This is a genomic window from Nocardia mangyaensis (assembly GCF_001886715.1).
In the GTDB taxonomy this organism is placed as follows: domain Bacteria; phylum Actinomycetota; class Actinomycetes; order Mycobacteriales; family Mycobacteriaceae; genus Nocardia; species Nocardia mangyaensis.
The window spans coordinates 102674-129593 of sequence record NZ_CP018082.1 but is presented as its reverse complement, the minus strand read 5'-3'; the positions used below and the strand labels follow the sequence as shown (position 1 = coordinate 129593).

The following is a 26920-nucleotide window of genomic DNA, read 5'->3' as shown; positions in this document are numbered from 1 at the left end:
CTCTCCACTCGAAAGGACGAAAGTCGTGACTACACAATCGGTATCCACCAGGAAGTGGTGGGCGCTGGCGGTGATCGCCGCCGCGCAGTTCATGGTCATCATGGACACCTCGATCATCGGGATCGCCTTGCCGAAGATGCAGGCTGACCTCGGCTTCACGCCGGGCAATCTGACCTGGGTGTTCAATGCCTACGTGGTCGCCTTCGGCGGCCTGCTGCTGCTCGGCGGCAGGCTCTCCGACTTGCTCGGTGCGCGGCGAGTGTTCAGCGCGGGCTGGGTGGTGCTGGCCGTCGGGTCGGTGCTCGCCGGCGCGGCGGGCAGTGTCGGCGTAGAGCTGGCGGGCCGGGCGATCCAGGGCGCGGGCGCGGCATTGATCGCCCCCTCGGCGCTGACCCTGCTGATGGTGCTGTTCGGCGGATCTCCGCGGGAACTCACCAAAGCGCTCGCCGTGTATGGCGCCGCCGCGCCCGCCGGTGGCACCGCCGGCGTGTTTCTCGGCGGTGTGATCACCGAATACATCAGCTGGCCCTGGGTTTTCTACATCAATATCCCGATCGCGATCCTGGCATTGATCGCGGTGCCGCTGCTGATGCCCGCCGCGCCGGCACGCAAGGGGTCGATCGATCTCGCCGGATCTGTCACTGTGACAGCCGGCTTGGCGGCCGCGGTGTACGCGATCGTGCAGGCGCCGGAGGTCGGCTGGGCTTCGGGACAGACACTGGGAGCACTGGCGCTGGCCGCGGCACTGCTGGCTGGTTTCGTCGCCATCCAGTCGCGGCGCGGTGAACCGCTGATGCGGCTGAGCATCTTCCGCGCGCCGAACCTGGCCGCGGCCAACTTCGCCCAGTTCGCGCTGGCGGCGGCATGGGTGCCGATGTGGTTCTTCCTGAATCTCTACCTGCAGCAGGTGCTCGGCTACAGCGCGTTCCCGTCAGGTGCGGCGCTGCTACCGATGACCACGCTGATCATGCTCGGCATGGTGGTGCTCGCGCCGCGGGCCATGCAGCGGTTCGGCGCCAAGCCGATGATCGTCACCGGGCTGATCGTGCTCGGCCTCGGACTCGGACTCATGTCACTGGTGCGGGCGACCGGCAATTTCTGGGTCGACGTGCTGCCCGCTTCGCTGGTGGCCGCGGGCGGGATGTCGCTGGCCTTCATCCCCTCGCTCGGTACCGCCATCTCGGCGGCAGGACCCGAGGAGGGCGGTCTGGCCTCGGGGATCGTCAATGTCAGCTACCAGGTGGGTTCGGCGCTCGGCCTGGCCGCGATGACAGCGGTGGCCGCCGCGTTCGGCGCGGGGAAACTCGGCGACGCCACGGCACTTACCGAGGGGTACTCCGCAGCTTTCCTCGGCGCGGGCGTCTTGGCGCTGACGGGCGCGGGAATCGCCGCGGCGACCTTGCGAACCCCCACCGCGGACAAGATCGAGGCCGCCGCTTGACACAGTACCCTAGGGGGGTATGGTAAGTACCAACACGGACACGAGGAGATCGCCCATGAGCACCACCACTGTCACCGTCACCGGCATGACCTGCGGCTGCTGCACCAGCAAAGTGCGCGACAAGGTCGGCGCGCTGCCCGGTGTCACCGGCGTCGATGTCGATCTGGCCGAAGGCACGGTGACCATCGCGGGTAGCGCACCCGAGCGCACCGCCCTCGCCGAGGCCGTCACCGCGGCCGGTTTCTCACTCGCCGACTGACACCAGGAACGGAGCATCCCGATGAACGCACCAAGCAAGTTCGCCGGATTCGCCCTTGGCCTCGCGGCGGTCTTCGGGATCGCTCTCGGCGTCGGTGCCCTGATCGGGCCCGAGCCCGCCGAACCGGCCGGGCACGACGAGCACGAGGCCGTGGCACCCCCAACCGAGCTGCCCGGTGGCCTCATGGCCACCGACCAGGGCTACACGCTGGAGCTGGACCAGCCGAACACACAAGCCGCGGCGCAGTCGACTACCAGCTTCCGCATTCTCGACCGGACCGGCGCACCGGTGACTCAGTACGTCACCAGCCACGACAAGGACCTGCACCTGATCGTGGTCCGGCGCGACATGGCCGCTTTCCAGCACGTACACCCGGTGCTGGACACGACCGGGACCTGGACGGTTCCGCTGAACCTGAGCCGGGCCGGTGACTACCGGGTCTACGCCGACTTCACGCCGGCGAGTGGGTCGAACCTGACCCTGGGCGCCGATCTGCGGGTCGCGGGCAACTACGACGCGCGGGCGCTGCCTGGCCCGAAGACCACCGCCCAGGTCGACGGGTACACGGTCACCCTCGACGGCACGGTCACGCCGGGCACCGCGTCGCAGGTCAAGCTCTCGGTGAGCCGTGACGGCCGGCCGGTCACCGACTTGCAGCCCTATCTCGGCGCCTACGGTCACCTGGTCGCCCTGCGGGCCGCCGACCTCGCCTACCTGCATGTGCACCCCGAGGGCACGCCAGGCGACGGGGTCACCGTGGCCGGTCCCGGCATCGACTTCGTGGTGAACGCACCGAGCTCGGGCGACTATCGCCTGTTCCTCGACTTCCAGCACGAAGGCGTGGTGCGCACGGCCGAGTTCACCGTGCGGGTCGCCCAGCCGGACGCGACCGTCGTCACCGACGACCCGGCGACCGCGCCCGCCGACCACGGCACCCCGGGCCACGGTCACTGACCGCACTCCCCCACTCGAGCAACACTTCGGCAAGAATCGACATCAGGAACGAAACGGAGCACGCCATGACCACCACGACACACACACCCGGCACCGGCCAGGTCGAACTGGTGATCGGTGGCATGACCTGCGCTTCCTGCGCGAACCGGATCGAGAAGAAGCTCAACAAGCTCGACGGGGTCACCGCCACGGTCAACTACGCGACCGAGAAGGCCCGGGTCGACGTCACCGGTGAGGTCTCCCCCGAGGAGCTCATCGCCACCGTCGAGCAGGCCGGTTACCGCGCCGCGCTCCCCGCGCCGAAGGTCGAGGCGGCCCCCGCCGACGAACCTGACCCGACCGCCGCCCTGCGCACCCGACTGCTGGTCTCGCTGGTACTCACCGTCCCGGTGATCGCGATGGCGATGATCCCGGCGCTGCAGTTCACCTACTGGCAGTGGCTCTCGCTGACGCTGGCCGCGCCGGTCGTGGTCTGGGGCGCGCTGCCCTTCCACCAGGCGGCGTGGACGAACCTGAAGCACGGCACCGCCACCATGGACACGCTGGTGTCGATGGGCACGCTGGCCGCGCTCAGCTGGTCGGTGTACGCGCTGTTCTGGGGCACCGCGGGCACGCCGGGGATGACGCACCCGTTCGAATTCACCATCGCGCGGATGGACGGCACCGGCAACATCTACCTGGAAGCCGCGGCGGGTGTCACCACCTTCATCCTGGCCGGGCGCTACTTCGAGGCGCGGTCGAAGCGGCAGGCGGGCGCGGCGCTGCGGGCGCTGATGGAGCTGGGCGCCAAGGACGTCGCGGTGGTCCGCGACGGTGTCGAGACGCGAATTCCGGTGGAGCAGTTGGCCGTCGGTGACGAGTTCATCGTGCGACCGGGCGAGAAGATCGCCACCGACGGCGTGGTCAGTGAGGGCAGCTCGGCGGTCGACGCGTCCATGCTGACCGGTGAATCGGTACCGGTCGAGGTCGGCGCGGGCGACAGTGTGACCGGCGCGACGGTGAATGTCGGCGGGCGTCTCCTGGTGCGCGCCACCAGAATCGGTTCCGACACCCAGCTCGCCCAGATGGCACGGCTGGTCGAGGACGCGCAGACCGGCAAGGCGCAGGCCCAGCGGCTGGCCGACCGGATCTCCGGCATCTTCGTGCCGATCGTGATCGCGCTGGCCGTGGCCACCCTCGGCTTCTGGCTCGGCACCGGCGGTGCGGTCGCGGCGGCGTTCACCGCGGCCGTCGCGGTCCTGATCATCGCCTGCCCGTGCGCCCTCGGCCTGGCCACCCCGACCGCGCTGATGGTCGGTACCGGTCGCGGCGCCCAGCTCGGCATCCTGATCAAGGGCCCCGAGGTGCTGGAATCGACCCGCGAGGTCGACACCATCGTGCTGGACAAGACCGGCACCGTCACCACCGGCAAGATGACCCTGCTCGACGTACTGCCCGCCGAGGGCGAGCTGCGCAGCCAGGTACTGGAACTGGCCGCAGCACTGGAGAATTCGTCGGAGCACCCGATCGCGCAGGCGATCGCCAAGGGCGCGCAGGACGAGCACGGAACGCTGCTGCCGGTGGAGGGCTTCGCCAATCTCGAGGGTCTCGGTGTGCAGGGCGTGGTGGATGGTCACGCGGTGATCGTGGGCCGGGCGCGCCTGCTGGCCGACTGGTCGCAGCCGCTGCCCGAGAGCCTGGAAACCGCCATGGCGGAAGCGGAGTCGGCGGGAAAGACCGCGGTCGCCGTGGGCTGGGACGGCAAGGCACGCGGCGTGCTCGTGGTCGCCGACGCGGTGAAACCGACTTCGGCCCAGGCCATCTCGCAGTTCCGCGAGCTCGGCCTCACTCCGATCCTGCTCACCGGTGACAATGCCCGCGCGGCCCGCGCCATCGGCGACGAGGTCGGCATCACCGAGGTGATCGCCGAGGTGCTGCCGCAGGACAAGGTCGACACGGTCAAGCGGCTGCAGGCCGAGGGCAAGGTCGTCGCCATGGTCGGTGACGGCGTGAACGACGCGGCCGCCCTCGCCCAGGCCGACCTCGGCCTGTCCATGGGCACCGGCACCGATGTCGCCATCGAGGCCAGCGACCTCACCCTGGTCCGCGGCGACCTACGGGCCGCCGCCGACGCGATCCGCCTGTCCCGACGCACCCTGGCCACGATCAAGGGCAACCTGTTCTGGGCCTTCGCCTACAACGTGGCAGCCATCCCGCTGGCCATGGCGGGGCTGCTCAACCCGATGCTGGCCGGTGCCGCCATGGCGTTCAGCTCGGTGTTCGTCGTGAGCAACAGCCTGCGGCTGCGCCGGTTCAAGTCGACGGCACAGTAGCCGCCCGGAGCGCGGGCGAGGTGGTGAACCCACCCCGCCCGCGCTTCGGCGTGTGGTCATGTCCGACCGACCCTCGCGAGGTGAGCCCGTGCCCGCTGTTCAGCACCTCTGGTATGCCGTTCGCCGATCTGCAGGCCCAGGAGATGTACCGCGAACCTGGCGGCGACTTCGATCCGACGCGGGTGCTCGCCGACGGCACGGTGGAACTCGGTGCGGGCCGCTACGAGACCGTGGTGCACGCGGGCACCGAGGACGGCGTACCCATCCTGACCTTCACCGCGCCGTGGCTACCGGAAACGGTGGCGCCGCAACGACCTTCGGCGCGCTACCTCGCCATGGTCGGCGCGGGGCTGCGCGAATCCCACGGGTGGGGCACCGATCGCATCGTCGAGTATCTGCGCGGGTGCCCTGGCATCGTCGACCGGTGGCGCGTGCCCGACCTGCGGGCGCTGCTGGCCGCACCATGAGAAAAGCCCGGCGCGACAGAGTGTCGACCGGGCCTTCGTGGAGCGGATGACGAGATTCGAACTCGCGACCCTCACCTTGGCAAGGTGATGCGCTACCACTGCGCTACATCCGCGTGCACATCGAGGCCGTTCCGGGGTCGCCGGGACTTCCTCGTGCGAGAAGAAACTCTAGCGCCTGACCCCCCGAAAGACGAAATCCGGGTCGGGCCCATGCCACGCTCGGTGCGCGCGCTCAGGTGGTCACCAGCGCACGGTTCACGCGGATCGTGGGCGGGTGGCGGCGGTTATCGGCAGGCCGAGGGCGGTGGCGACGCTGCGGCAGGTCACCCCGGCGCAGGCCACTATCGCCTCGAGTAGCATGTCGCCCGAGCAGGCGTCGGTGCCGTCGCCGCCCGTCGCGCGGTGCAACCCGGCCCGCACGGGGCCGGCGAAAGTGCGCACCGTGCAGGTGATGCCGAGGTCGGCGAAGGAGCCGTCGGCGCGCAGCGCGGTGATGGCGGCGGCCGGGTCGTCCCGATACCGCTGCTTCACCGGCGCTTGCAGGGCTTTCAGCTCCGCCGTGGTGGTCATTGCCTCAGCGTAGGCCCGCCGCGGGCGCGGAGGTCAGACGTCCGGTTCCTCGTTTTTCGCGGTTTTGCGGGCGAGGCGTTCGGCGGCTTCGGCGTCGTCGAGGGCGGTGGCCTCCTCCAGGGAGGGCGCGCTGCCGCCGAGGCGCTTGGGGACCCAGTAGGCGCCGGGCTCGTGGTCGTAGGTTTCCTGCAGTTCGGCGAGTAATCGCTGCATGGTGGTGCGGAGCTCGGCGGTGAGGTCGGCGGCGGGTTCGTAGGGCTTGATGGGAGCGCCGACGGCGATCGAGATGGGGGTATTGGTGCGGCCGAGGCGCTTGGGGAAACCCTTGGTCCACACCCGCTGGGCACCCCAGATGACGATCGGGATGATCGGGACCTCGGCTTCCAGCGCCATCCGGGCCGCGCCCGACTTGAATTCCTTGATCTCGAAGCTGCGGCTGATGGTGGCCTCGGGGTAGACGCCGACGAGCTCGCCGTCGCGCAGGTATTTCACCGCTGATTTGTAGGAGTCGGCGCCCGCCGTGCGGTCGACCGGAATGTGTTTGAGGGTGCGCATGATCGGGCCGGAGATGGCGTTGTCGAACACCTCCTGTTTGGCCATGAACCTGATGTAGCGACCAGGGGTGCGCGCGGGCAGTCCCGCGTAGGTGAAGTCCATGTAGCCGGTGTGGTTGATCGCCACCACGGCACCACCGGAGGCGGGAATGTTCTCCGCGCCCTTGACGGTGAACTTCAGACCTTCGAGGAAGAAGACGGTTCGGGCCAGGCCGATGATCGACCGGTAGACGGGTTCCACAAGTTCGCAAGCGTAGTCGCAGATCGTCGCGTCCGGCAGGGGCGCCACCGCCGGCTCCTGCGCTGTCGGCCGTGTTCCGGCGGAGGTACGCGGACCGATGTCGAGCCCGGTTACGACGAAGCCACCCTCCGACTCACCGCGCTCCGTTACCTCGGACAGTCCATCAGCAACCGTCTTCACTCAAACGAGACCGAGTATGCCATCGCCCTGACCTGCGATGTGAACCCGGAAACCTGGGATATCCGGAGTACCGGCAACCTCTCAGCACCCCCTTTGACCGGCGACTCGGGCAAAGTAGGCAATGTCACCTCCTACGTGGGCGAAGAGATACGATTCGACCAGATTCGTGGCGACTACCTGGCAGTTCACCTGCGGTGACCACTGCTCCGGGCGACACCGTAAATCGGACAAATACCGTCGTTGCGACGACTGAGGGCTTTTGCATCGGTGACGTAACGATTTAGCCACTACCCTGGTTGGCTGGTCCGCCGGAGCAGTCAGGGCCCGGAGACGGTAGCTTGCGTAACCACGTAGGGCCCCTGATCCGGCGAATCAGATACTGGTAGGAGGAAACAGCTCGTGCAGATCACCAGCGTCGGACACGCAGGCTTCCACATCCGAACCACGGCCGGGACGATCCTGTGCGACCCATGGGTCAATCCCGCCTATTTCGCCTCGTGGTTCCCGTTCCCGGACAACACCCAGCTCGACTGGGAGTCGCTCGGCGATGTCGACTACCTGTACGTCTCCCATCTGCATCGCGACCACTTCGACGCCGCGCACCTGCGCAAGTACGTCAACAAGGACGCGACCATCCTGCTGCCCGACTACCCGGTGCCGGATCTGCGCCGTGAGCTCGAGGCACTGGGCTTCACCACGTTCTTCGAGACCCAGGACTCGGTCAAGCACACGGTGACCGGGCCCAAGGGTTCGCTCGACATCATGATCGTGGCGCTGCGCGCGCCCGCCGACGGGCCCATCGGCGACTCGGGCATCCTCGTCTCCGACGGCGAGACCACCTGTTTCAACATGAACGATGCCCGACCGGTGGACATGGACGTCATCCACGACGCGTTCGGCGACATCGACATCCACCTGCTGCAGTACTCGGGCGCCATCTGGTATCCGGCCGTCTACGACATCCCGGCCCGCACCAAGGCCAACTTCGGCAAGCAGAAGCGCCAGCGCGGCATGGACCGCGCTCGCTCCTACATCGAGCAGGTCGGCGCCACCTGGGTCGTCCCGTCGGCCGGTCCGCCGGTGTTCCTCGACGAAGAGCTGCGCTACCTCAACGACGACCGCGGCGACGAGGGCAACATCTTCCCCGACCAGATGGTGTTCCTCGAGCAGATGGAGATCCACGGCAACGCCGGTGGCATCCTGATGATTCCCGGCTCGGTCGCCGATGTGCGCGGCAAGGACCTCGACCTGGCCCACCCCTTCGATCCCGACCGGATCTACGGCGACAAGGCCGCCTACATCGCCGAGATGGCCGAGCGTTTCGCGCCGGTGCTGGCCGCCGAGAAGGCGACCTGGGAGACCGGCGAGGGTTCACTGCTCGAGCCGCTGCGGGAACTGTTCGAGCCGATCATGAAGCAGAGCGCGCTGATCAGCGACGGCATCGGCTACCCGGTGGGCCTGGTGATCGGCGAGGAGACGGTGGTGCTGGACTTCCCGCACCGCACCGTGCGCGCGCCGATCGAAGGCGAGGGCCGCTACCGCTACGGCTTCCGGATCGCCCCCGAGCTGGTGCGCACCGTACTGCGCGACAACGAGCCGGACTGGGTGAACACCATCTTCCTGTCCACCCGCTTCCAGGCGTGGCGCATCGGTGGCTACAACGAGTTCCTCTACACCTTCTTCAAGTGCCTCACCGACGAGCGCATCGCCTACGCCGACGGCTGGTTCTCCGAGGCGCACGACGATTCCGCCGTCATCGACCTCGACGGCTGGGAAGTTCAGCGACGCTGTCCGCACCTGAAGGCCGATCTGTCGAAATTCGGTGTGGTGGAAGGCAACAACCTCACCTGCAACCTGCACGGCTGGCAGTGGGATCTGGAATCGGGTCGCTGCAAGACGTCGAAGGGTCACGAGCTGCGGGCCCGCAAGCTCTGAGATGTGGACGGGCGGGGCGATGTTCGGCATCGCCCCGCTTTTTGTGCTCAGGATTCGGCAGAACCCGCGACATGGCGCGCGTATTCGAGAATGCGCAGGGTTTCCACCGCGTCACGGGGGTCCACGGGGACCGGGGCACCGTCGAGAAGAGTGGCCGCCATGCCCGCGTAGAAGGCCGGGTAGTCGCCCGGGACCGTCGGAATGGTGCGCAGGTCCTCACCCGCGCCGAAAGTGCCCCAGCTGTCGGCGGAGACTGTGCCCCAGGGCTTTCCGTCGTCGGGGCGGCGGCCCGCGCGCAGGTCGGCTTCCTGGGGATCGAGGCCGTACACGGAGTACCCGTTCTCGGAGCCGAGCACGCGCAGGCGCGGACCCAGTTGTGGCGCAACGGCACTCATCCACAGCTGTGACCGGGTGCCGGAGGCGTGGGTGAGGGCGATGAAGGCGTCGTCGTCGGCCTGGACGTCCGGGCGGCGGCGATCGAGCTCGGCGTAGACCTCGGTGACGGGACCGAACAGCGCCACTGCCTGGTCGACCAGGTGGCTGCCCAGGTCGAACAGAATCCCCGCCCCGTCCGCGGCGGCGCCCACCTCGCGCCAGCCGCCCTTGGACACCGGCCGCCAGCGCTCGAACCGGGACTCGAACCTGCGGACCTCACCGAATTCACCCGCGTCCATCAGCCCACGCACGGTCAGGAAATCGTTGTCCCAGCGGCGATTCTGGAACACGCTCAGCGGCAGATCCGCCCGCTCGGCGGCCTCGACCACCGCTTCGGCTTCGGCGGCCGTCACCGCGAACGGCTTGTCGACGACCACCGGCAGCCCGGCCGCCAACGCCTTCGTGGCCAGCTCCGCGTGCATGCGGTTGGGCGCGGCGATCACCGCGAGATCGACATCCTCGTCCTCGGCGAACATCTCCTCGGCCGTCGCCCACACCCGTACCCCGGGATGCTCGGCTTGCGCCTGCAAGGCCCGCTCCCGCGACGAGGTGACCACCGACGCGACCCGCAACCGCGGATCCGCCGCGATCAACGGCGCGTGGAACACCGACCCGGCCAGCCCGTACCCGACGATCGCAACCCCGAGCTCATCCATCCCGCACCCCTTCGTGGTGGTCTCCGGGTCCGAGTATGCCCCGCGGCGGGGGAGGTCAGCGGTCGGGGAGCTTGTCGATCGCCTGGCGCAGGAAAGTCGCGGCGAGCCAGGCCGCTACCGACTCCCGTCGGCGGATCACACGCGGAACGCAAGGGGTTCAGCTCGCGGGCAGCTTTGTCACCACATCGCGCAGCACCGCGACCGCGACGGCGCAGTACTCGTCGCGTCGGTCATCGGGGATGCCCGATATCTGGATCTCGATCGTCTCCTCGTCGGAGCCAGGTGCGAGGGCGGCTCTGGTGCAGATGGCATTCGATCTGCCCTGGTCGAGGAAGACGCGGAAGCCGTCAACGGTGGTGGTGATCACTTCGTCGCCGCTGGTGAGCGTGCTGGTACGGAGCAGATCGAGAGTGAGATCCACCTCGCCGGTCCACTCGCAGGTGTGAGCATCTGCGATGGTCGGTGCCTTCGGCACGGCGCCGATTCGCTGCGCCACATTGTCGCGATCGAGAAGTGCGCAGGGATCGAGGGCGGCCAAGGAGTCGCCTCGGTCGGCCGCGCGCGGTGCGCTCGTCAGCGTTCGGGCGAACTCGGCGATCAGGTGATCGGCGGTGCCGCAGTTCGTCTCGTCGCCGTACTGGGTGTAGTCGAGGACCAGGCCGGCCTCGTGTTCCCCGCCCGGGCTCGCGATCACCCGGACACAGCCGTGCGGAGTGCCATGAATGATCGGGATGTCGTCGACGATGCTCTGGTGTGCGGTCAGGTACTCCATCTCCTTACCGAGTGTCAGCTCGATGGTGTTCTTGCCCGCCACGGCCCGGCAACCCCAGCTGGGGGTCGGCGTCAGCTCCCAGGCGTCCCTGGGCAATGGGGTCGGTACGACCGGGACCGTGTCGCCCATGACCGTGTCGAGCCAGGGACAGGCGTCGATGCGGCGCAGCTCGGCGAGGGCGAGACCGGTCACGGGGGTGGGTTCGCCGGAGGCACGGGCGAGCAGGACGACGCCCGTGGTGACGAGCAGCAGCAGCGCGGCGAGACCCGCGCCCAGTCCGCGCCGGGCCCGCGGGCCGCTTCGCTGCCAGTGGTCCATCGTCCACGCGCGAACTCTCGCCATCGCCGCGGCGGCAACTTCGGGAAGTGGGCGCGCGGGCACCGGGTCCGCTGCGACCACCGGTGGCAGTGCGGCCAGCAGTGCTGACACGTGCTGTCGGCGGCTGTCGATGTCGGCGACGAGGTCGGCGGGCCAGGGCGCCGGGCCGCTCGGCGGGCCGCCGAGGTAGTCCAAGATCTGTGCCGGGGTCGGGCGCGCGCCCGGCTCCTTGCGCAGGCATGCGGCGATCAACTCGCGCAGCGGCTCTGGCACGCGGCTCAGGTCGGGATCGCGCTGGGCGATGTTGAACAGGATGTAGGGCACCGACGGGGCGGTGAACGGGGCGAAGCCGCCCGCGGCGAAGGCCAGTACCGAGCCGAGGGCGAACACGTCGGCCGCCGGGGTGAGTTGCAGGCCGAGTGCCTGTTCCGGCGAAAGGAACTCCGGGGTGCCGAGAACTGTCGCGGTTCCGGTCGGCGCGGGGCCGGCCGCCGGGGTGATGCCGATCTCACCGAGACATCCACTGTCCCTTGTCAACAGGACGGAATCGGCGCGCACTCGCTGGTGCACCAGACCCGCGGCGTGCACCGCTCGCAGGGCCGTCGCCAGGGCGGCGGCGAGCGCCCGGACAGCGGGCACGGGCAGTGGTCCGCAGGTCTGGATCGCTCGATCGAGTCGGATGCCGGGCACGAACGCCGATGCCAGCCAGGGCCTTTCCTCGTCGGCATCGACATCGAGCACGGTGGTGTTCGACGCGCCCGATACCCGCATGCCAGCGATAGCACTGTGCCGCAGCCGGATTCGAAAGTCCGGTTCATCGAGCATCTCCGGCTGAGCCTGATGTACGACCACCAGGGAATCGTCCGGGGCGGCGGCGAGGATCGGCCGGAATCCCACGGTCGGCTCCAGCGCACCGAGCAGCCGATAGCGGCCGATACGTTCGGGATCACCGGGGCCCAGCGGTTGGATCGTCATGAGGTGGGCAACTCCGCGAGGATGGGGGCGAACAGCGCGGCGGCCGTGGCGCAGGCGTCCGGCGACGGATCATCCGGGTAGTAGCCCAGTTTGACGATTTCGGCCTGGTCGTCGCGGCTCGGCCGCTGCATGGCGATGAGCACGCAGTGCCGCGGCGACTGCAGATCGATGTGGATGGTCCGGTCCGCGACGGTCATCGTCTCGTCCCTGGTGCGACTGCCGACATCGGGGCGCAGCCGGTCGTCGAAATCGAGGATGACCAACCCGTCGCTGCCCACAATCATGCAGCCGTGCGGGCCCTGTACCCGTCGCAGCGCGGGGTCACCGACAACGGGCATGGTCGCCGCGCGGTCGAGCAGGGCGCAAGGATCGAGCAGCAGGACCGAGTCGGGTTCGTAGTCGATCAGCGGCGGATTCACCGACAGCCGATGCACCACCGCGCCGAGCGCGCGCTCAGCGGCCGGGCACCCATCGCGCTTCGACGGCTCCACCTGGGCCTGCATCGTGATGGCCAGGGGCAGACCACTCTGGGTCAGGACCGTGCGGTCGCAGGCGGCCGCCTCCTTGTGCTGCCCTACCACCGGCATCCAGCCGATCGTGCTGCCGAACTTCGTCTTTCCGCCGATGACCTCGGCCTGCGGGACGGCGACATTGAAGGAGAAGTACGTCTTGTCCTCGTCCCAGCCGTAGATCGTGCTGCACCCGTCGACACCGACGCGGGTGAGTTCGGCAGTGTGCTTGCCGAAATCGCGCAGGACATCGGGCTTCAACAGCTCGCAGACGTCGAGACGGCGAGCCTCGGCGACGGTCAGTGCCAGCGGCGGATCCGCCATCGCCTGCGCGTGCCCGTCACGCCCGATCCCCGTGAAAGCGATGGCGGCCAGCACGAGCGCCGAGACCGCCGCGGCGACGAAGACCACGCTGGTGCGCCGTGGGGCGCGGTGAAACGCGCGCCGACTCGGTGGCGGCTCGGCCACCGCACCGATGCCCGCCGCCCACCGGCTCGCCTCGGCCTGGTGATCGGCGATGCGCCGGCGAATACGGACCGGCCAGACCGGCTCGGCGCGCAGGTCCCGCGCCGCGTCGAGCAGTTGCTCCGGGGTCGGACGTTGTGCTGGGTCCTTGACCAGGCACGCGTCGACCAGGGCACGCAGATCCTCGGGCACCGCACTGGTATCGGGGGTGGTGTAGAGCACGTTGTAGAGCACCTGCGGGGTCGACGCCGCCGCGAACGGGCTGGCGCCGGTTGCCGCCATCGCCAGGATCGCACCCACCGCGAACACATCGGACGCCGTGGTGAGCGGGCGGCATTCGGCCTGCTCCGGTGACATGTACGCCGGTGAACCGAGAATCGCACCGGTCGCGGTGAGGGTGACATCGTCCTCGAGCGCCCTGGCGATACCGAAATCGATCACCCGCGGGCCTTCGTTGGTGAGCAGCACATTGCTCGGCTTGAGATCGCGATGGATCAGTCCGGTGCGGTGGATTTCGAGCAGCGCCATCGCCAGACCGGCGGCGAGCAGCCTGAGCCCGCTCGCGTTCAGCTTGCCGAACTCGCCAACCGCCTCCTGTAGCGACGGTCCGGCGATGTATTCCGAGGCCAGCCACGGGCTCTCGGCATCAGCGTCGTGATCGACTACCCCCGCCGTGTAGGCCCCGGTGACCTGCTGTGAGGCCAGCACCTCCCGGCGGAAACGAGCACGGAACTCGGGACTGCCGGTGAACTGAGGATGAATCTGCTTCACCGCGACCAGCCGACCGTCGTGGCCCTGGCCGAGCAGCACCTGGCCCATCCCGCCCTGGCCGATCGCGGCCAGTATGCGGTAGCGGCCCAGGGTTTCGGGATCGTGCGGTCCACGAGGTTTCATCGACTACGCCCCCGCACCGTCGGCCAGCAACGCGTATTGCGCCGCCGCCAGCTGCCGGACATCGGTGTCCTGATTGCTCAGCAGGCGAACCACGAACTCGCCGTGGGTCACCACGCAGGAGAACCGGACGGCCTCGAACTCGGACGGGTTGGGCCGCAGCGCTCGCTGGCACCGCACCGCGGGCAGCCCGGGCACCCCTGGCATCGCGGTGTAGTCCGCGTCACGGACGGCCACGAGCTCGTCGGCATAGGCGCGGGCCGCGTCCGGCGAACCCGCGCGATACAGAAACTTGTTGTGCGACACCGCGACCGCCGAGATTCGATGGCGCTCCAACAGGTCCAACCGCACCGACGGCCGGTCCACCAACAGGGCGAACGCACGCGGACCATACACCGCGAATTCCTCGTGCTGCGGTGTGGTTTCACCGGTCGAGACCACCCGGGTGAGCAGGCCGTCGGGGTCCATCCTGACCGTGGTGAACTGTTCGGGCGGCATCGGCGTGAAACCCGCCAGTTCGGCGAGTTGCGCGCGATAAGTCCGGGTCAGCAGGTCGCTCAGCACCTCGGGACTCGGCTCGATCACCTTGGCGTACACCCGGATCACCATGTTCTGCCACACCAGCCAACTACCCACGGTCGGGACACCGGGCCGCCAATGGTTCAGAGCCGCAGGGAATTCCGGCACCGGTAGCGGCGCGTTGTCGATATTGGCCTCGAAATCGGCTCTCGCCATGGCGGCCGCCGCCTGACCGGCGATCTCCTCGCTGGGCAGGGCCAGGATCGCGATCGACAGGAATTTGAGCCTGGCCTCGTCGTGCACCTGGTCGTTGCCCGCGATCGCGCCGAAGCCCGCCAGCACGTCGAAGGGTGCCAGCGCCTCGCGCTGCGAGCTCGACAGCATGTCGTCGACGCCGCGGTGGTCGACGATCACCCCGCCACCACGAGTACGCGACAGGTCGGGGTCGATCTGCTCGGCGATCGCCAACCGCTCACCGATCCGCAGCGACTCGGTCAGGACACCGCGGTGGTAGCTGGGCTCGATGTCGTAGTCGGCGGCGATCGGCTGGGCGGAGTAGCCGCCGTAATCGAGACCGGGTTGATCTGCACACGCGGTGACTACACCGAGGACCAGAACCGTGAGCGTCGCGAGCCGACGCGACCTGTGCCGCACGAAGATTCCCCTCCGACCAGGGCGCCACGGGCGGCCGGGTCCTCCCTATCTGCGGTGAAACTATCATCTGGCGATCCATGGCCGCTACTGCGGTAGCCGGCCGACAATCGCCTTCAGAATCGCTTCGGTATCAGTGCACAACGTCGCGTCCGGCTGTCCGGTCGAGCGGGTGACCTGAACCGTCACAGCCTCCACGGAAGTCTCGCCGACCTCGCGGAATCGGTAGAAGCGGGGGCAATCGACCAACATGCCGGTCGGTTCTTCGAGCAGCACGCCGTCACCGACGTCGATGGTCTTGCGCAGGAACGTCGGGAGGTCCTCGCGCCGGGGAACCCCCAGGGTGAGCCGCACCGTGGAGTCACCGTGCCACTCGCAGGTGTGTGCGAAGCCGCTGCCGGGGCCCGCCGCGCCTACGGCGGTGAGCTCGGACTCCGATGCCAATCCGCACGGGTCCAGGGTCGCCAGCGTCGATGGCGTCCCGGGCAGGCTGGGTGCGTCGGCGATGGTGGCGGTGAGCCGGTCGAGGGCGTACTCGGCCAGTGCGCACGTGGTGCGTTCGGCCGTGCTGACCGAGATGCCCCAGCGTCGATCGCCTGCGCCGTTGTCGATGCCGAGCAGGCATTCGGTGCCGCGGCGCAGCTCGGCGAAGCCGTGACGGGTGGTGCCCGTCGGGGTGAATCCATCGATGGCGGTGCCGATTTCGATGGTGACTCGGGCCGCGCCCGAGGTGCCCTCACAGCCCCAGCCCGAGGTCTGCTGCCAGCGCCACTGCTCGACCCTGGTCTGGCCGGTGGCGGCGAGGGCCGCGGGCAGGGTGTCACCGAGTGCGGCGGGCAGCCAGGCGCAGGCATCGATCGCGCGCAGTTGCGCCAGGCTCGGCAGGGCCGCCGCGGGGCTCGCCCGCACCGTGGGTTTCTCACCGCGCACGAGGATGGCGCCGACCGTCCCCACGATCACCACCGCCGTCACCGCCACGAGCGCGAGCGCGCGTCGACGACGCTTCGGGGCGGGAGCGGGGGACGGTGCGATCGGGACGACCGAGCTCGACGAAAGAACCTGTGTCGCTTCTGGATCCGCTGTCAGCGAGACCAGATATCGCGACTGCTGGGCGATCTCGGCGTGGATCGGTGCCGACCACGGCAACGCCTGGACCGGCAGTACGCCGAGGTAGTCGAGGATCTGTACCGCGGTCGGCCGCGCGGCAGGGTCTTTGCGCAGGCACGCGCCGATCAGTTCGCGCAGCTCCAGCGGCACCGCGTCGAGCTGTGGTTCGCTGTGCACGATATTGAACAGGGCATAGGGCGCTGAGGAAGCGGCGAACGGACTCTGTCCGGTGGCCGCCATGACCAGCAGCGAACCGAGCGAGAAGATGTCCGCGGCCGCTGTCACCGGTTCGCTCATCGCCTGCTCCGGCGACATGTAGGCGGGCGAGCCCACCACCGCACCGGTCTCGGTGAGCGGCGTACCGCCCTCGGTGGCCTGCGCGATGCCGAAGTCGATCACCCGCGGTCCATCCGCGGCCAGGATCACATTGGCGGGCTTGAGATCTCGATGCACGAGTCCGGCGCCGTGGATGGCGTGCAATGCCGAGGCGAGACCGGAGGCCAAGGTGCGCAAGGCGGGGACCGGCAGTGGCCCGTATTCGCGCACAGCCCGGTCCAACGGGACACCTGCGATGAACACCGAAGCCAGCCAGGGGTTCGCACCGGTGTCGAAGTCGACCACGGCGGCGGTGAACGCGCCGGAAACCCGGGTGGAGATACTGACCTCACGCGCGAAGCGAGCCCGGAAATCGCTGTCGTCGAGCAGGTGTGGATGAATCTGCTTGACCGCGACGTACCTGCCGTCGGGACCGGTGGCCAGCAGCACTCGCCCCATTCCACCCGCACCGAGTACACCGCGAATCCGATAGCGACCGATCATCGTCGACTCGCCCGGCGATAGCTGCTCGAGCACTGTGTGACACCCCCACTTCGTGCCCGCGCTCCGCACGGGCCGACCGACTACTCGGCCGTATTCTCGCCAGCAACCTAGCATTCGGGCGCTGTTGCGCGCCGTCGACGGATCGCGCCGGCCCCGGGCTGGCGGTTCGGTGCCGGGGCAGCGTCGCCCACTACCTCACGCGCAGCGTGACCCTGGTTGGCGGGCGGGTGGTGCTCAGGCGGATGCGGTGGCCCGGCTGGCGACGACCACCGCGCACAGCACGATCGCGCAGCTGAGAACAGCGGTGCGGGAGAGTGTGCCCGCGGCGGCGTCGAGCAGGACCGCCGCGACGAGTTGGCCCGCGACCGAGGTGAGGCCGAGCAGGAGGACACCGATCATGCCGACGGTGACCGCGGCCAGGGCGATGAAGCCGACGCCGATGACACCGCCGACGTAAAGCCATGGTTCGGTGGGGAATTGGGCCGGTAGCCCGGTGGTGGTCAGGGTATGGAGGTCGAACAGGAACAGGGCGATCAGGCCGACGACGAAGTTGACCAGGGTGGCGGTGAAGGGGCCGCCGACCGCGCCGACCCGGCCGTTCACCGCCTGCTGCCAGGCCAGGCCGACGCCTGCGAGGGCGGGCAGGACGATGAGCAGAAGGGGGATGTCGGGGACGCCGGTGACCACGGTGACCGGGACGGATCGGCCGCTGGCCGAGAGGACGACGCCGCCGATGCCGAGGACCGCGGCGGCCACGCGCAGCGGGGTGATCGCGGTCCGGCCGTTCGGGGCGAGGCCGAGCCGGTCGACCACCAGGCTGCTGAGCAGCTGACCCGCGACCACGGCAACGGTGAACGCGGTGACCCCGATGGCGGCGATCGTGAGCCCTTGACTCGCCACGAAGAAGGCACCACACAGCCCACCGAGCAGGTGCCATGGTCGCAAACTGCCCTGTGACACTGCGTTTCGCACCGTGCCGAACCCGGTCCGCAAGGTGGGGCTGCACGCGAACGCGATCAGCAGGACCATCAGCCCGGTGCCGAAGCTGATCGTCGCCGCGGCGACCCCGTCACCCAGTTCCGCCCCGAGCGCACCGTTGACCCGCCCCTGCACCGCCACCCCGGCCCCGATACAGAAACCGAACACCAGCCCGATCCCGCTGCGCCCGCTCACCCCCACTCCTCTCTCGCTCATCACCCTGTCGTTCGACACGAGCATGCCAGCCATCGCCCGCCGCTCCGCCCGACCACAACTGATCGTCGCGCGTGCCTACCGACTGCGCCGCGGCGGACCGGAGCACCGACGCCGACGACGCCGCACGTCGGCGGCCCGACAGCGATCGGAGCGGCCAGACCGACCATGAAACGGCAAAACCGCAGGTCGAGCAGCTTCGTCACCCGACCCGGGGACCGCGAATCAGGCCGCTTCGTCGCGGCGTGGTGGAAGCCAGGTGGGAATCACAGCGGCGGTGGCGAGCAGGACGAGGCCGAGAGCGGCGATGGTGACCGACATCGACAGCCAGACGGTGGCGGCCGCGACGAAGCCGAAGACCGCGAGGGCGACGACCTCCGACAGCAGGCCCGAGACCGAGGTGACCGTCGCACGGGCCGGACCCTCGATCGCGTCCTGCAGGCGGGCGCCCGCGACCACCTCGACAGTGAAGTCGATGCCGTAGGCGATGCCGATCCCCAGGAACCCGATCCACAGCAGCGCGGGACCCGCGCCCACACCAACTGCCAACGCGCCCGCGATGAACAGGATTCCGGCCACGAACAGCGCGATCGACAGCGTGCGCGCGGAGAGGGCTTCAGCGCGACCGGCCAGCAGCGAACCGACCAGCGAGCCGACCACCGTCACCCCGACCAGCAGGGCCGAGGTGCTCGTCGACGCGCCTCCGGAAACGGCGAGCAGACCGAAGTACTCGTCGAACGCGGTGATGCCGTACAGCAGCGCGCCCAGCAGCACACCGCGCCGGACGCGGCGCACCCGCAATGCCTCGCCGAGCCCGGTCCGCAGCATGGTCAGATACCGCGACGACGGCGCGGCACTCGCCGGCTCGGCCGCGCCGGATTCATGAACCTCCGATGCGCCACCGGACCGGCGTGGGTCGCCACTCGTGCCCCGGTCGACCGGCCCGGATGTGGCACCGGCCGAAGCCGATTCGTCCGGGCGCGGCTGTTCGTCGGCCGAGCGCGCGGACCGCTGCTCGATGCCGGTCGAACCGTGCGGGTCTGTCGAGCCGGCCGGTGGGCCGGGAACGATGTGGGGGCCCAACGTGCCGAGGTTCGGCTCATCGTCGAGATCGTCGACCGCGGTGGCGGAGATGGATTTCGGCGCGGTGGGGAGCGCGAAGGCGGTGAGGGTGTGCAGGACGCCGATACCGACACTGACCCACCCGACCAGCGGATATCCGCCCCATACGAACAAGGGTGCGGCGGCGAGGATCGCGACGAGGACCGTGCCCTCCTGCGCACCACGCGCCCAACCCATGATCGAGGCATAGGCCGACGGTTCACCGCGCGCGACCAGGTCGTCGTAGATCAGCGCCTCGAAGGTGCCCGATTCCAGCGCACTGGCCATTCCCCACAGCAGGAAACCGAGGGCGAACCCGGCGAAGGTCGGCGCCACCATCCAGGACGCGAAGCAGGCAGCCTGCAACACGCAGCACAGGATGAGCAGGCCGCGCCGGGAGACGGTGTCGGCCCAGGCACCCGAGGGCACCTCGAGCACGAACGAGGTCACCGACCAGATGGCGAGCAGCAGCGAGATCTGCGCGGTGTTCAGCCCATGATCGGCGAACAGCACGCCGTACAGCGCGTAGATCGGGAGCAGATCCCCGGTGCCCCTGAACAGCACCGCACGCACCGCGACACCACGCACACCCACCGGCTCACGGGTCACCCGTGCCACCGCGGCCGCGCAGCGCCCCCGGAGCGAGGAAGGTCAACAGCCGTAGAAGAGCATCCGCATGGGATCAGTATTTCGCCGCACGCCGACCACCGTCAAGCGAATATCGCGCCGGTCAGGGATAGGGGATCCACCCCTTGGCGGCAAGCGAGGCGTCCTCCGTGGTGTCCGCAAGCGCCCGAGCGCCACCTTCGTTGAGATCGTTGATCAGTTCCGAGACCGGATGCGAGTCGCTGTAGTGGTAGCCCTGGGCCAGCGCGAAGCCGAGTTCGGTGAGCACGGCCGCCTGGTACTCGGTCTCCACACCCTCGGCGATGACCTGCAGATCCAGCGACTTGCTGAGCGCGGCGATCACGCCGAGCAACGGCGGGGCCGGGGAATCGGAGCGGATCGCGGCGACGAAGGACTGGTCGACCTTGAGGATGTCGCTGGGAATGGTGGCCAAGCGGCTGAGTGAGGAGTAACCGGTGCCGAAGTCGTCGATGGCGATGCGCACACCACGGTCGCGCAGGGTGTGCAGGTTGGCGATCGCGGTCTGGGATTCGGCGGCCAGCTCGCTCTCGGTGACCTCGAGGACGAGCTGGTCGGCGGGCCAGCCGGTCTCGGACAGGATGGTCGCGACCCGCTCGGCGTAGTCGGTCTCGGCCAGTTCCAGGCCCGAGACGTTGACATTGAGGGTCAGGTCCAGCGAGGCGAAGCTCTCCTGCAGGCGGGCGGCATCGGCGCAGGCGCGGCGCAACACCAGTTCGTCCAGGTCGGAGATGAGGTCGTATTCCTCGGCGACCCGGATCAGTCCCTCGGTGGAGACCTCGGGCTGGGCATTGGACGACCAGCGCAGCAGCGCCTCGACACCGACCGCGCGGCCGCCGTCCTCGGTCAGGCTGACGATCGGCTGGTAGTGCACGTCGAGCGCGCCGCGGTCGATCGCCTCGCGCAGCTCCACCGCCAGCGGTAGCTGCCGCGAGGATTCGAGCACCGTGCGATTGCGGCCTGCCTGCTTGGCCCGGTACAGGCCCACGTCGGCGCGGCTGATCAGCAGCGATCCCGATTCACCCGGCTGCCAGGAGGTGACACCGGCCGAACAGCCCATGGTCACCGCGGCGCGCAGCTGCTCGGTGAGCAGGATCGCGGCCTGCTCGGTGGTGCCGGGCAGCAGCAGGGCGAAGACGTCGCCGCCGAAACGGGCCAGCACCTGATCGGGGGCGAGCAGGTCGAGCCAGGTGTCGGCGACACGCTGCAGGACCGCGTCACCGGCGCGGTGGCCGAGGTGGTCGTTGATCTTCTGGAAGCGGTCGAGGTCGACCAGGACCAGCGACAGCCCCTGACCGCCGCGACCGGCGGCGTCGATCGCCGGATTGAGCTGCTTCTCGAAACCACGCCGGTTCAGCAGGCCGGTGAGCACGTCGATATCGGCGTCGGAGGCCATTCTGGTCAGGATGCCGACGACCACCCCGGCGCCGAAGGTGACACCGGCGGGAATGAGCCCGGACCACCACGGCAGCCCGCGATCGGGCAGCACCCACAGGCACAGCGCCATCGCGAAGCCGATGTGCGCGGCCGCCTGCGACCAGGCGAAGAACAGCGCGGCGTCACAGGCGATGAAGACATAGAACGAAGCCAGCGTGATACCGCCGACCAGGTTCGGGAAGGAGTGCACCGCGATCGTCACCAGCACGGTCGCGGTGGCGAGGTAGAGGTGATGCAGGGAGTGCGGCATCCGCGGACCCCAGGCCAGCAGGGTCAGCCCGAGGAACAGCGCGACCGCGGCCGCGGTCCCGACCAGCAACCGGTTGCCGTCGTCGCCCGGCGCCACGGCAGTGATCGTCAGGCCGAGGACACCTCCGAGGACGTAGAACGCCCCCGTTGTCCTGGCCATGACTTTTGCCGTCGCCAACGCCGATGCCGCCCGCACCCGGGTTCGGGTATCGCCGCGCGCCCCGATTCCTCGCACGAGCACCAGCCTAGATGTTGTCGGGTCAGGTCGTTTGCCACATGCTACAAATGCCCGCCCGGCAAACAGTGGAGAGGTCTACGGTTTCAATACCTCGGTGCCGACGAAGGGCACCAACGCCGCGGGCACGCGCACCGAACCGTCGGCCTGCTGGTGGTTCTCGAGGATCGCCACGATCCAGCGCGTGGTCGCCAGCGTGCCGTTCAGTGTGGCCGCGATCTGCGCCTTTCCGTTCTCGTCCCGGTAGCGGACCGCCAGCCTGCGCGCCTGGAAGGTGGTGCAGTTCGAGGTGGAGGTGAGCTCGCGGTAGGTCCGCTGGGTGGGCACCCAGGCCTCGCAGTCGAACTTGCGGGCCGCCGAGCTGCCCAGATCGCCCGCCGCCACATCGATCACCCGGTAGGGCACGTCGATGGCGGCCAGCATCTCGCGCTCCCAGGCCAGCAACCGCTGATGCTCGGCATCGGCCTGGTCGGGGGTGGTGTAGACGAACATCTCCACCTTGTCGAACTGGTGCACGCGGATGATGCCGCGGGTGTCCTTGCCGTAGCTCCCGGCCTCGCGGCGGAAGCACGACGACCAGCCCGCGTAGCGCTTGGCGCCCGCGCTCAGGTCGAGGATCTCCTCGGCGTGGTAGCCGGCCAGCGGCACCTCCGAGGTGCCGACGAGGTAGAGGTCGTCGTCGGCCAAGTGGTAGACCTCGGCCGAGTGCTGACCGAGGAAGCCGGTACCGGCCATGATCTCCGGGCGCACCAGCACCGGCGGGATCATCATGGTGAAGCCGTTGGCCACCGCCTTCTGCGCGGCCAGCTGCAACAGACCCAGCTGCAACAGCGCGCCGTGGCCGGTGAGGAAGTAGAACCGCGAGCCCGACACCTTGGCGCCGCGCTCCATGTCGATCAGGCCCAGCGACTCACCGAGTTCCAGGTGGTCCTTGGGCTCGAAGTCGAATTCCGGTGGGGTGCCGACCGTTTCGAGCACGATGTAATCGTCCTCGCCGCCCGCGGGGGCGCCGTCCTGCACGACATTGGAGAGCGCACGGTGCGCGGCGTCGAGATCGGCGTCGGCCGCGTTCTGGGCGACCTCGGCCTCCTTGACCTTGGCCGACATGTCCGTGGCCGCGGCCAGCAGCGCGGGGCGCTCCTCCTTGCTCGCCTTCCCGATCACCTTGCCCATCGCCTTGTGCTCGGCGCGCAGGGAGTCGGCGGTGGCGACGGCGGCGCGACGAGCGGCATCGGCTTCGAGCAGAGCGTCGACGAGCGCGGGGTCCTCACCGCGGGCCCGCTGCGAGGCTCGGACGCTTTCCGGGTTCTCGCGCAGGAATCGGAGGTCGATCATGAACAAACAGCCTAGTAGTTTGCGCAACGGATAATCTTTCGCCCCTATGCCAGGCAGGGCGGACTGGAGCATAGTTGCGGTGTGAGTACTCCTTTCGACACTGCCGTCATCGACAACGCGCTCGCCGACCTCACACAGGGAGAGAAGACCTGGGCGGCGACCGACCTGCGTCGCCGCCGCGAACTGCTCGACGAACTCCACGCGCTGACCGCCCGCGACGCCGAGGCCTGGGTCGCCGCCGCCCGCACCATCAAGCAGCTCGATCCCGACAGCCCGCTGGTGGGCGAGGAGTGGATGTCGGGCCCGATGACGATGCTCGCCGGCGCGAAGGCGCTCAGCGAGTCGCTCGCGGCGCTGGAGCAGGGCGCAAGCCCGCTTGACGGTGTCGAGCTCGGTACCGCGCCCGGTGGCCGGGTCACGGTACCGGCACTGCCGCACGGCATCTACGACAAGCTGCTGCTGAGCGGATTCAGCGCGGATGTGTGGCTGCGTCCCGGTGTCGACGGCGCCACCGCGCGGCGCAAAGCCGGGCTCGCCCAGCTCGACCCCGCCGCGACCAAGGGCGTCGGCGCGGTGCTCGGCGCGGGCAACATCATGTCGATCGCGCCGCTGGACACCCTCTACGAGCTCTACGCCAACAACCGGGTGGTCGCGCTCAAGCTCAACCCGATCACCGATCCACTGCTGCCGGTGTTCCGGGCGATCTTCGCGCCGTACATCGAGCTCGGTGTGGTGCGCATCCTCACCGGTGGCGCGCCCGAGGGCGGCTATCTGGTGAACCATTCCCTGGTCGCGCACGTGCACATGACCGGCGGCGCGCCCACTCACGACGCGATCGTCTGGGGCAGGGGCGAGGAAGGCGCGCGGCGCCGCGCCGAGGGCACGCCCGCGCTGGACAAGCCGATCACCTCCGAGCTGGGCGGGGTCGCGCCGGTCATCGTCGTGCCCGGCGAGTGGAGCCCGGCCGACCTGAAGTTCCAGGCCGAGCACGTGGCCACCCAGCGCCTGCACAACGGCGGCTACAACTGTGTCGCCGCGCAGACCGTGGTGCTCAGCGCCGACTGGCCGCTCAAGGACCAGTTCCTGACCGAGCTGCGCGCGGCGATCGATCAGGCGCCGGCGCGGACCGCCTACTACCCCGGCAGCGCCGACCGGGTCGCCGGCGCGCTGGAGACCTACCCCGACGCCGGTCGCGTGAACGGCCGCGTGCTGGTGGAGAACCTGCCGACCAGCGACACCCCGCTGCTGCGGACCGAGTACTTCTCGCCGGTACTCGGCGTGGTCGAACTGCCCGGCTCGGGCGCCGAGTTCCTCGGCAACGCGGTCGATTTCGCCAACGACGAACTGATGGGCACCCTGGGCGCCAACATCATCGCCCACCCCGGCACCATCAAGGCGCTCGGCGGCGCGCTCGACACCGCCATCGAGAAGCTGCGCTACGGCACCGTCGCGCTCAACGCCTGGACCGGCTTGGCCTTCCTCACCCCGCGCGCGAGCTGGGGCGCCTTCCCCGGCCACACCCTCGACGACATCCAGAGCGGCGTCGGCGTCGTCCACAACGCCTTCCTGCTCGACGACGTCGAACGCACCGTGGTCCGCGGCCCGTTCCGGCCCGCCCCACGCGCGATCCTCGCCGGCGAGTTCACCCTGAGCCCGAAGCCGCCGTGGTTCGTCTCCAACAAGACCGGCACCTCGACCGGCCGCAAGCTGACCGATTTCTACGGTGACGGCAAAATCCGACGCCTCCCCGGCATCTTCGCCTCCGCCCTGCGCGGCTGAGCAAGTGTGGCGTGGTCGTGGCACAGCCGCGACCACGCTGCCATGATGGACGCGATGTCCGAAGAGCAGAGTGACCAAGAGCAGGGATCCGAGACCGCGTCGCGTGGCCGCGTCGCCAGTTCGCTGCACCTGTCGGCGACGAAGTTGCGGTGGGGGCTGCTGATCGGCGCCCTCGGCGCGGTGATCGCCGCGATGGTCACCATGACGGTCAGCGGGTTCGACACCGACAAGGTCGAGGCGCACTCCCCCGGCGCCGAGCCCGTGATCAGGGACAAGGAGTTCAGCAGCGCCAACACCGGCGACTGCCTGAGCTGGACCAAACCCGACCGCAGCGACCTGGTGAAGGTGAACTGCGCGGACAAGCACCTGTTCGAGGTGACCGGGGTGATCGACCTCAGCGCCTACCCCGGCCGCGAGTTCGGCGAGGGCACCCGCCACCCCGATTCGCTGCGGATGACCGAGCTCAGGGACGAGCACTGTGTGTCGGCCGTGCAGAAGTACGTGGGCGGGCGCTTCGACCCGCGCGGCCGGTACCTGGTGAATGTGATGTCGCCGAGCCCGGCGGGCTGGCGGCACGGTGACCGGACCCTGCGCTGCGGCGTGCAGATCGCGGCCACCACGTCCAGCCCGGCCTCGACGGGCAGCATCCTCGAGCAGGACCAGTCCAAGGTGCACGCCAGCGGAACCTGCCTCGGCATCAACCAGAACCTGCCGACCGACCCGGTGGACTGCGCCCAGCCGCACGCGGTGGAGATCGTCGGCACGGTCGACCTGTCGGCCAATTTCACCGGCGGACCGCCCTCGGAGGCCGATCAGGACAAGTACGTCGAGTCCGAGTGCAACCGGCTGTCCACCGAATACCTCGGCAGTCCGGAGGCCATCCGCAACAAGACGCTGACCCTGTTCTTCGACTACCTGGAACCGGCCAGTTGGCTCGCGGGCAGCCAGCGACTGGACTGCTGGCTCGGAAAGGGCGCCGACCGTGAGGGTTTCGCGCCGATCGTCGGTTCGGCTCGAGGGGAGATCCTGATCGACGGCCAGGCGCCCGTGCCACCGCCGAACACCGGTCGTTCCACCCCGGCCCCGCTGCCGGGCGCAGCCCCGCTGCCGCCGCAGCCCCAGCCCAGGTGAGCGCGCCGGAGCGGATGTCGGCCGAGCGGTTCGAAGAGCTGGTCGGTGACGCGCTCGACCTGATCCCGCCCGAGCTCGCCGGGGCCATCGACAATGTCGTCGTGCTGGTCGAGGCGCGCAACGACGAGGAACCCTCGCTACTCGGTCTCTACCACGGAATCGCGCTCACCGAGCGAGACAGCTACTACGCGGGCTCGCTGCCGGATACCATCACCGTGTATCGAGAGGCTATTCTCGATATCTGCAACACCGACGACGACGTGGTCGAAGAGGTCGCGATCACCGTGATCCACGAAATAGCACACTATTTCGGGATTGACGACGACCGGTTGCATGAGCTGGGATGGGGCTAGCGAGATTGGGTGGGGGATCGATGGAACCGAACGACCCGCTCTCGCGTCCTATCACTCGTAGGGGGAATTCTCGTGGTTCCCGATAGTCGCCACCAGAAGGAGTCGGGTCATGGTTGGACACATTTCCGTCACGCCTGAAATCGTCCTCGCCGCAGCCGCCGAGCTGGATCTGCTCGCCGACCGCCTCGCCGCCGTCGCCGCCCTCGCCGGGCCGACCACTCACGTGCTGCCCTCGGGCGCCGAAGAGGTGTCGCTGCTGGCGGCCTCGCACTTCAACAAGGCGGCGGGCACGCACGACGCGGCGATCGCGCAGGGCATCCTCGAACTGCATCACGCGGCGGCCACGCTGCGCTCGCAGCTGAGCACCCACATCGGGCAGGACGTGGTCCGCGGGGCGACGATCAACGCCATCCAGGTGTAAGCGCACCCGATCC

21 protein-coding genes and 1 tRNA gene are annotated in these 26920 nt (G+C 69.1%); 10 read left to right on the top strand and 12 right to left on the bottom strand.

Features of this window, described 5'->3' with window-relative positions; genetic code table 11:
* Nucleotides 1–25: 25 nt before the first annotated feature.
* The 5 genes from BOX37_RS00610 to BOX37_RS00590 all read left to right on the top strand — a co-directional run bounded on the left by BOX37_RS00610 (nt 26) and on the right by BOX37_RS00590 (nt 5433).
* Nucleotides 26–1441: an MFS transporter gene (locus BOX37_RS00610; protein ID WP_071925742.1), complete on the top strand. Its 1416-nt coding sequence runs from the start codon at nt 26–28 to the stop codon at nt 1439–1441.
* A gap of 55 nt (nt 1442–1496) precedes the next feature.
* On the top strand, nt 1497–1700 hold the full coding sequence (locus BOX37_RS00605; protein ID WP_071925741.1) for a heavy-metal-associated domain-containing protein: 204 nt from the start codon (nt 1497–1499) through the stop codon (nt 1698–1700).
* Nucleotides 1701–1721: 21 nt separating this feature from the next.
* Complete coding sequence (locus BOX37_RS00600) at nt 1722–2654, top strand: hypothetical protein (protein WP_071925740.1); 933 nt, start codon at nt 1722–1724, stop codon at nt 2652–2654.
* A 65-nt stretch (nt 2655–2719) separates the two neighbouring features.
* Nucleotides 2720–4966: a heavy metal translocating P-type ATPase gene (locus tag BOX37_RS00595; protein ID WP_071925739.1), complete on the top strand. Its 2247-nt coding sequence runs from the start codon at nt 2720–2722 to the stop codon at nt 4964–4966.
* Nucleotides 4967–5046: 80 nt separating this feature from the next.
* Complete coding sequence (locus tag BOX37_RS00590; protein ID WP_206045748.1) at nt 5047–5433, top strand: hypothetical protein; 387 nt, start codon at nt 5047–5049, stop codon at nt 5431–5433.
* Between the two features lie 38 nt (nt 5434–5471).
* Here the strand turns inward: BOX37_RS00590 and BOX37_RS00585 are convergent.
* From BOX37_RS00585 to BOX37_RS00575, 3 genes are all read right to left on the bottom strand, one after another.
* Nucleotides 5472–5546 (bottom strand) — tRNA-Gly (locus tag BOX37_RS00585).
* A 142-nt stretch (nt 5547–5688) separates the two neighbouring features.
* Entirely contained in the window at nt 5689–6003 is a 315-nt protein-coding gene (locus BOX37_RS00580) for an OsmC family protein (RefSeq protein ID WP_071925738.1), read from the bottom strand.
* Between the two features lie 33 nt (nt 6004–6036).
* Nucleotides 6037–6798: a lysophospholipid acyltransferase family protein gene (locus BOX37_RS00575; protein ID WP_071931067.1), complete on the bottom strand. Its 762-nt coding sequence runs from the start codon at nt 6796–6798 to the stop codon at nt 6037–6039.
* Nucleotides 6799–7377: 579 nt separating this feature from the next.
* On the opposite strand from BOX37_RS00575, the gene BOX37_RS00570 reads away from it, so the two are divergent.
* On the top strand, nt 7378–8913 hold the full coding sequence (locus tag BOX37_RS00570) for a Rieske 2Fe-2S domain-containing protein (protein ID WP_071925737.1): 1536 nt from the start codon (nt 7378–7380) through the stop codon (nt 8911–8913).
* Between the two features lie 47 nt (nt 8914–8960).
* On the opposite strand, the gene BOX37_RS00565 is transcribed toward BOX37_RS00570, so the two are convergent.
* The 9 genes from BOX37_RS00565 to serS form a co-directional block, all read right to left on the bottom strand.
* Nucleotides 8961–10004 (bottom strand): Gfo/Idh/MocA family protein, encoded by a 1044-nt coding sequence (locus tag BOX37_RS00565; protein ID WP_071925736.1) that lies wholly within the window; start codon nt 10002–10004, stop codon nt 8961–8963.
* 157 nt (nt 10005–10161) lie between these two features.
* Entirely contained in the window at nt 10162–12069 is a 1908-nt protein-coding gene (locus tag BOX37_RS00560; protein ID WP_071925735.1) for a protein kinase domain-containing protein, read from the bottom strand.
* Nucleotides 12066–13937, bottom strand: a complete 1872-nt coding sequence (locus BOX37_RS00555; RefSeq protein WP_071925734.1) for a serine/threonine-protein kinase — start codon at nt 13935–13937, stop codon at nt 12066–12068. Before BOX37_RS00555 ends, BOX37_RS00560 begins: the two co-directional genes overlap by 4 nt.
* Before the next feature lie 3 nt (nt 13938–13940).
* Nucleotides 13941–15107, bottom strand: a complete 1167-nt coding sequence (locus tag BOX37_RS00550; RefSeq protein WP_071925733.1) for a DUF7373 family lipoprotein — start codon at nt 15105–15107, stop codon at nt 13941–13943.
* Between the two features lie 84 nt (nt 15108–15191).
* Nucleotides 15192–17063, bottom strand: a complete 1872-nt coding sequence (locus BOX37_RS00545; RefSeq protein ID WP_167659880.1) for a serine/threonine-protein kinase — start codon at nt 17061–17063, stop codon at nt 15192–15194.
* Nucleotides 17064–17264: 201 nt separating this feature from the next.
* Nucleotides 17265–18203: a DMT family transporter gene (locus BOX37_RS00540; protein WP_156910219.1), complete on the bottom strand. Its 939-nt coding sequence runs from the start codon at nt 18201–18203 to the stop codon at nt 17265–17267.
* Nucleotides 18204–18446: 243 nt separating this feature from the next.
* On the bottom strand, nt 18447–19931 hold the full coding sequence (locus tag BOX37_RS00535; protein ID WP_240505157.1) for an MFS transporter: 1485 nt from the start codon (nt 19929–19931) through the stop codon (nt 18447–18449).
* 121 nt (nt 19932–20052) lie between these two features.
* Nucleotides 20053–21888 (bottom strand): putative bifunctional diguanylate cyclase/phosphodiesterase, encoded by a 1836-nt coding sequence (locus BOX37_RS00530; RefSeq protein ID WP_240505156.1) that lies wholly within the window; start codon nt 21886–21888, stop codon nt 20053–20055.
* Nucleotides 21889–21966: 78 nt separating this feature from the next.
* The gene (gene serS / locus BOX37_RS00525) at nt 21967–23223 is read right to left on the bottom strand and encodes a serine--tRNA ligase (RefSeq protein WP_071925730.1); all 1257 of its coding nucleotides are present in this window, start codon (nt 23221–23223) and stop codon (nt 21967–21969) included.
* 81 nt (nt 23224–23304) lie between these two features.
* Between serS and BOX37_RS00520 the strand changes: the two genes are divergently transcribed.
* From BOX37_RS00520 to BOX37_RS00505, 4 genes are all read left to right on the top strand, one after another.
* A complete protein-coding gene (locus BOX37_RS00520; RefSeq protein ID WP_071925729.1) occupies nt 23305–25002 on the top strand; it encodes an aldehyde dehydrogenase family protein in 1698 nt (565 codons plus the stop codon).
* A 54-nt stretch (nt 25003–25056) separates the two neighbouring features.
* A complete protein-coding gene (locus BOX37_RS00515) occupies nt 25057–26133 on the top strand; it encodes a septum formation family protein (protein WP_071931064.1) in 1077 nt (358 codons plus the stop codon).
* A gap of 14 nt (nt 26134–26147) precedes the next feature.
* The gene (locus BOX37_RS00510; RefSeq protein ID WP_071925728.1) at nt 26148–26486 is read left to right on the top strand and encodes a metallopeptidase family protein; all 339 of its coding nucleotides are present in this window, start codon (nt 26148–26150) and stop codon (nt 26484–26486) included.
* A 109-nt stretch (nt 26487–26595) separates the two neighbouring features.
* Complete coding sequence (locus tag BOX37_RS00505; protein ID WP_071925727.1) at nt 26596–26907, top strand: PE family protein; 312 nt, start codon at nt 26596–26598, stop codon at nt 26905–26907.
* Nucleotides 26908–26920: the final 13 nt, after the last annotated feature.

What these genes read in the sequence shown, in the direction of transcription:
- BOX37_RS00605 (WP_071925741.1), top strand. Translation starts at nt 1,497, where the DNA reads ATGAGCACCACCACTGTCACCGTCACCGGCATGACCTGCGGCTGCTGC.
- BOX37_RS00600 (WP_071925740.1), top strand. Translation starts at nt 1,722, where the DNA reads ATGAACGCACCAAGCAAGTTCGCCGGATTCGCCCTTGGCCTCGCGGCG.
- BOX37_RS00595 (WP_071925739.1), top strand. Translation starts at nt 2,720, where the DNA reads ATGACCACCACGACACACACACCCGGCACCGGCCAGGTCGAACTGGTG.
- BOX37_RS00580 (WP_071925738.1), bottom strand. Translation starts at nt 6,003, where the DNA reads ATGACCACCACGGCGGAGCTGAAAGCCCTGCAAGCGCCGGTGAAGCAG.
- BOX37_RS00565 (WP_071925736.1), bottom strand. Translation starts at nt 10,004, where the DNA reads ATGGATGAGCTCGGGGTTGCGATCGTCGGGTACGGGCTGGCCGGGTCG.
- BOX37_RS00560 (WP_071925735.1), bottom strand. Translation starts at nt 12,069, where the DNA reads ATGACGATCCAACCGCTGGGCCCCGGTGATCCCGAACGTATCGGCCGC.
- BOX37_RS00555 (WP_071925734.1), bottom strand. Translation starts at nt 13,937, where the DNA reads ATGAAACCTCGTGGACCGCACGATCCCGAAACCCTGGGCCGCTACCGC.
- serS (WP_071925730.1), bottom strand. Translation starts at nt 23,223, where the DNA reads ATGATCGACCTCCGATTCCTGCGCGAGAACCCGGAAAGCGTCCGAGCC.
- BOX37_RS00515 (WP_071931064.1), top strand. Translation starts at nt 25,057, where the DNA reads ATGTCCGAAGAGCAGAGTGACCAAGAGCAGGGATCCGAGACCGCGTCG.
- BOX37_RS00510 (WP_071925728.1), top strand. Translation starts at nt 26,148, where the DNA reads ATGTCGGCCGAGCGGTTCGAAGAGCTGGTCGGTGACGCGCTCGACCTG.
- BOX37_RS00505 (WP_071925727.1), top strand. Translation starts at nt 26,596, where the DNA reads ATGGTTGGACACATTTCCGTCACGCCTGAAATCGTCCTCGCCGCAGCC.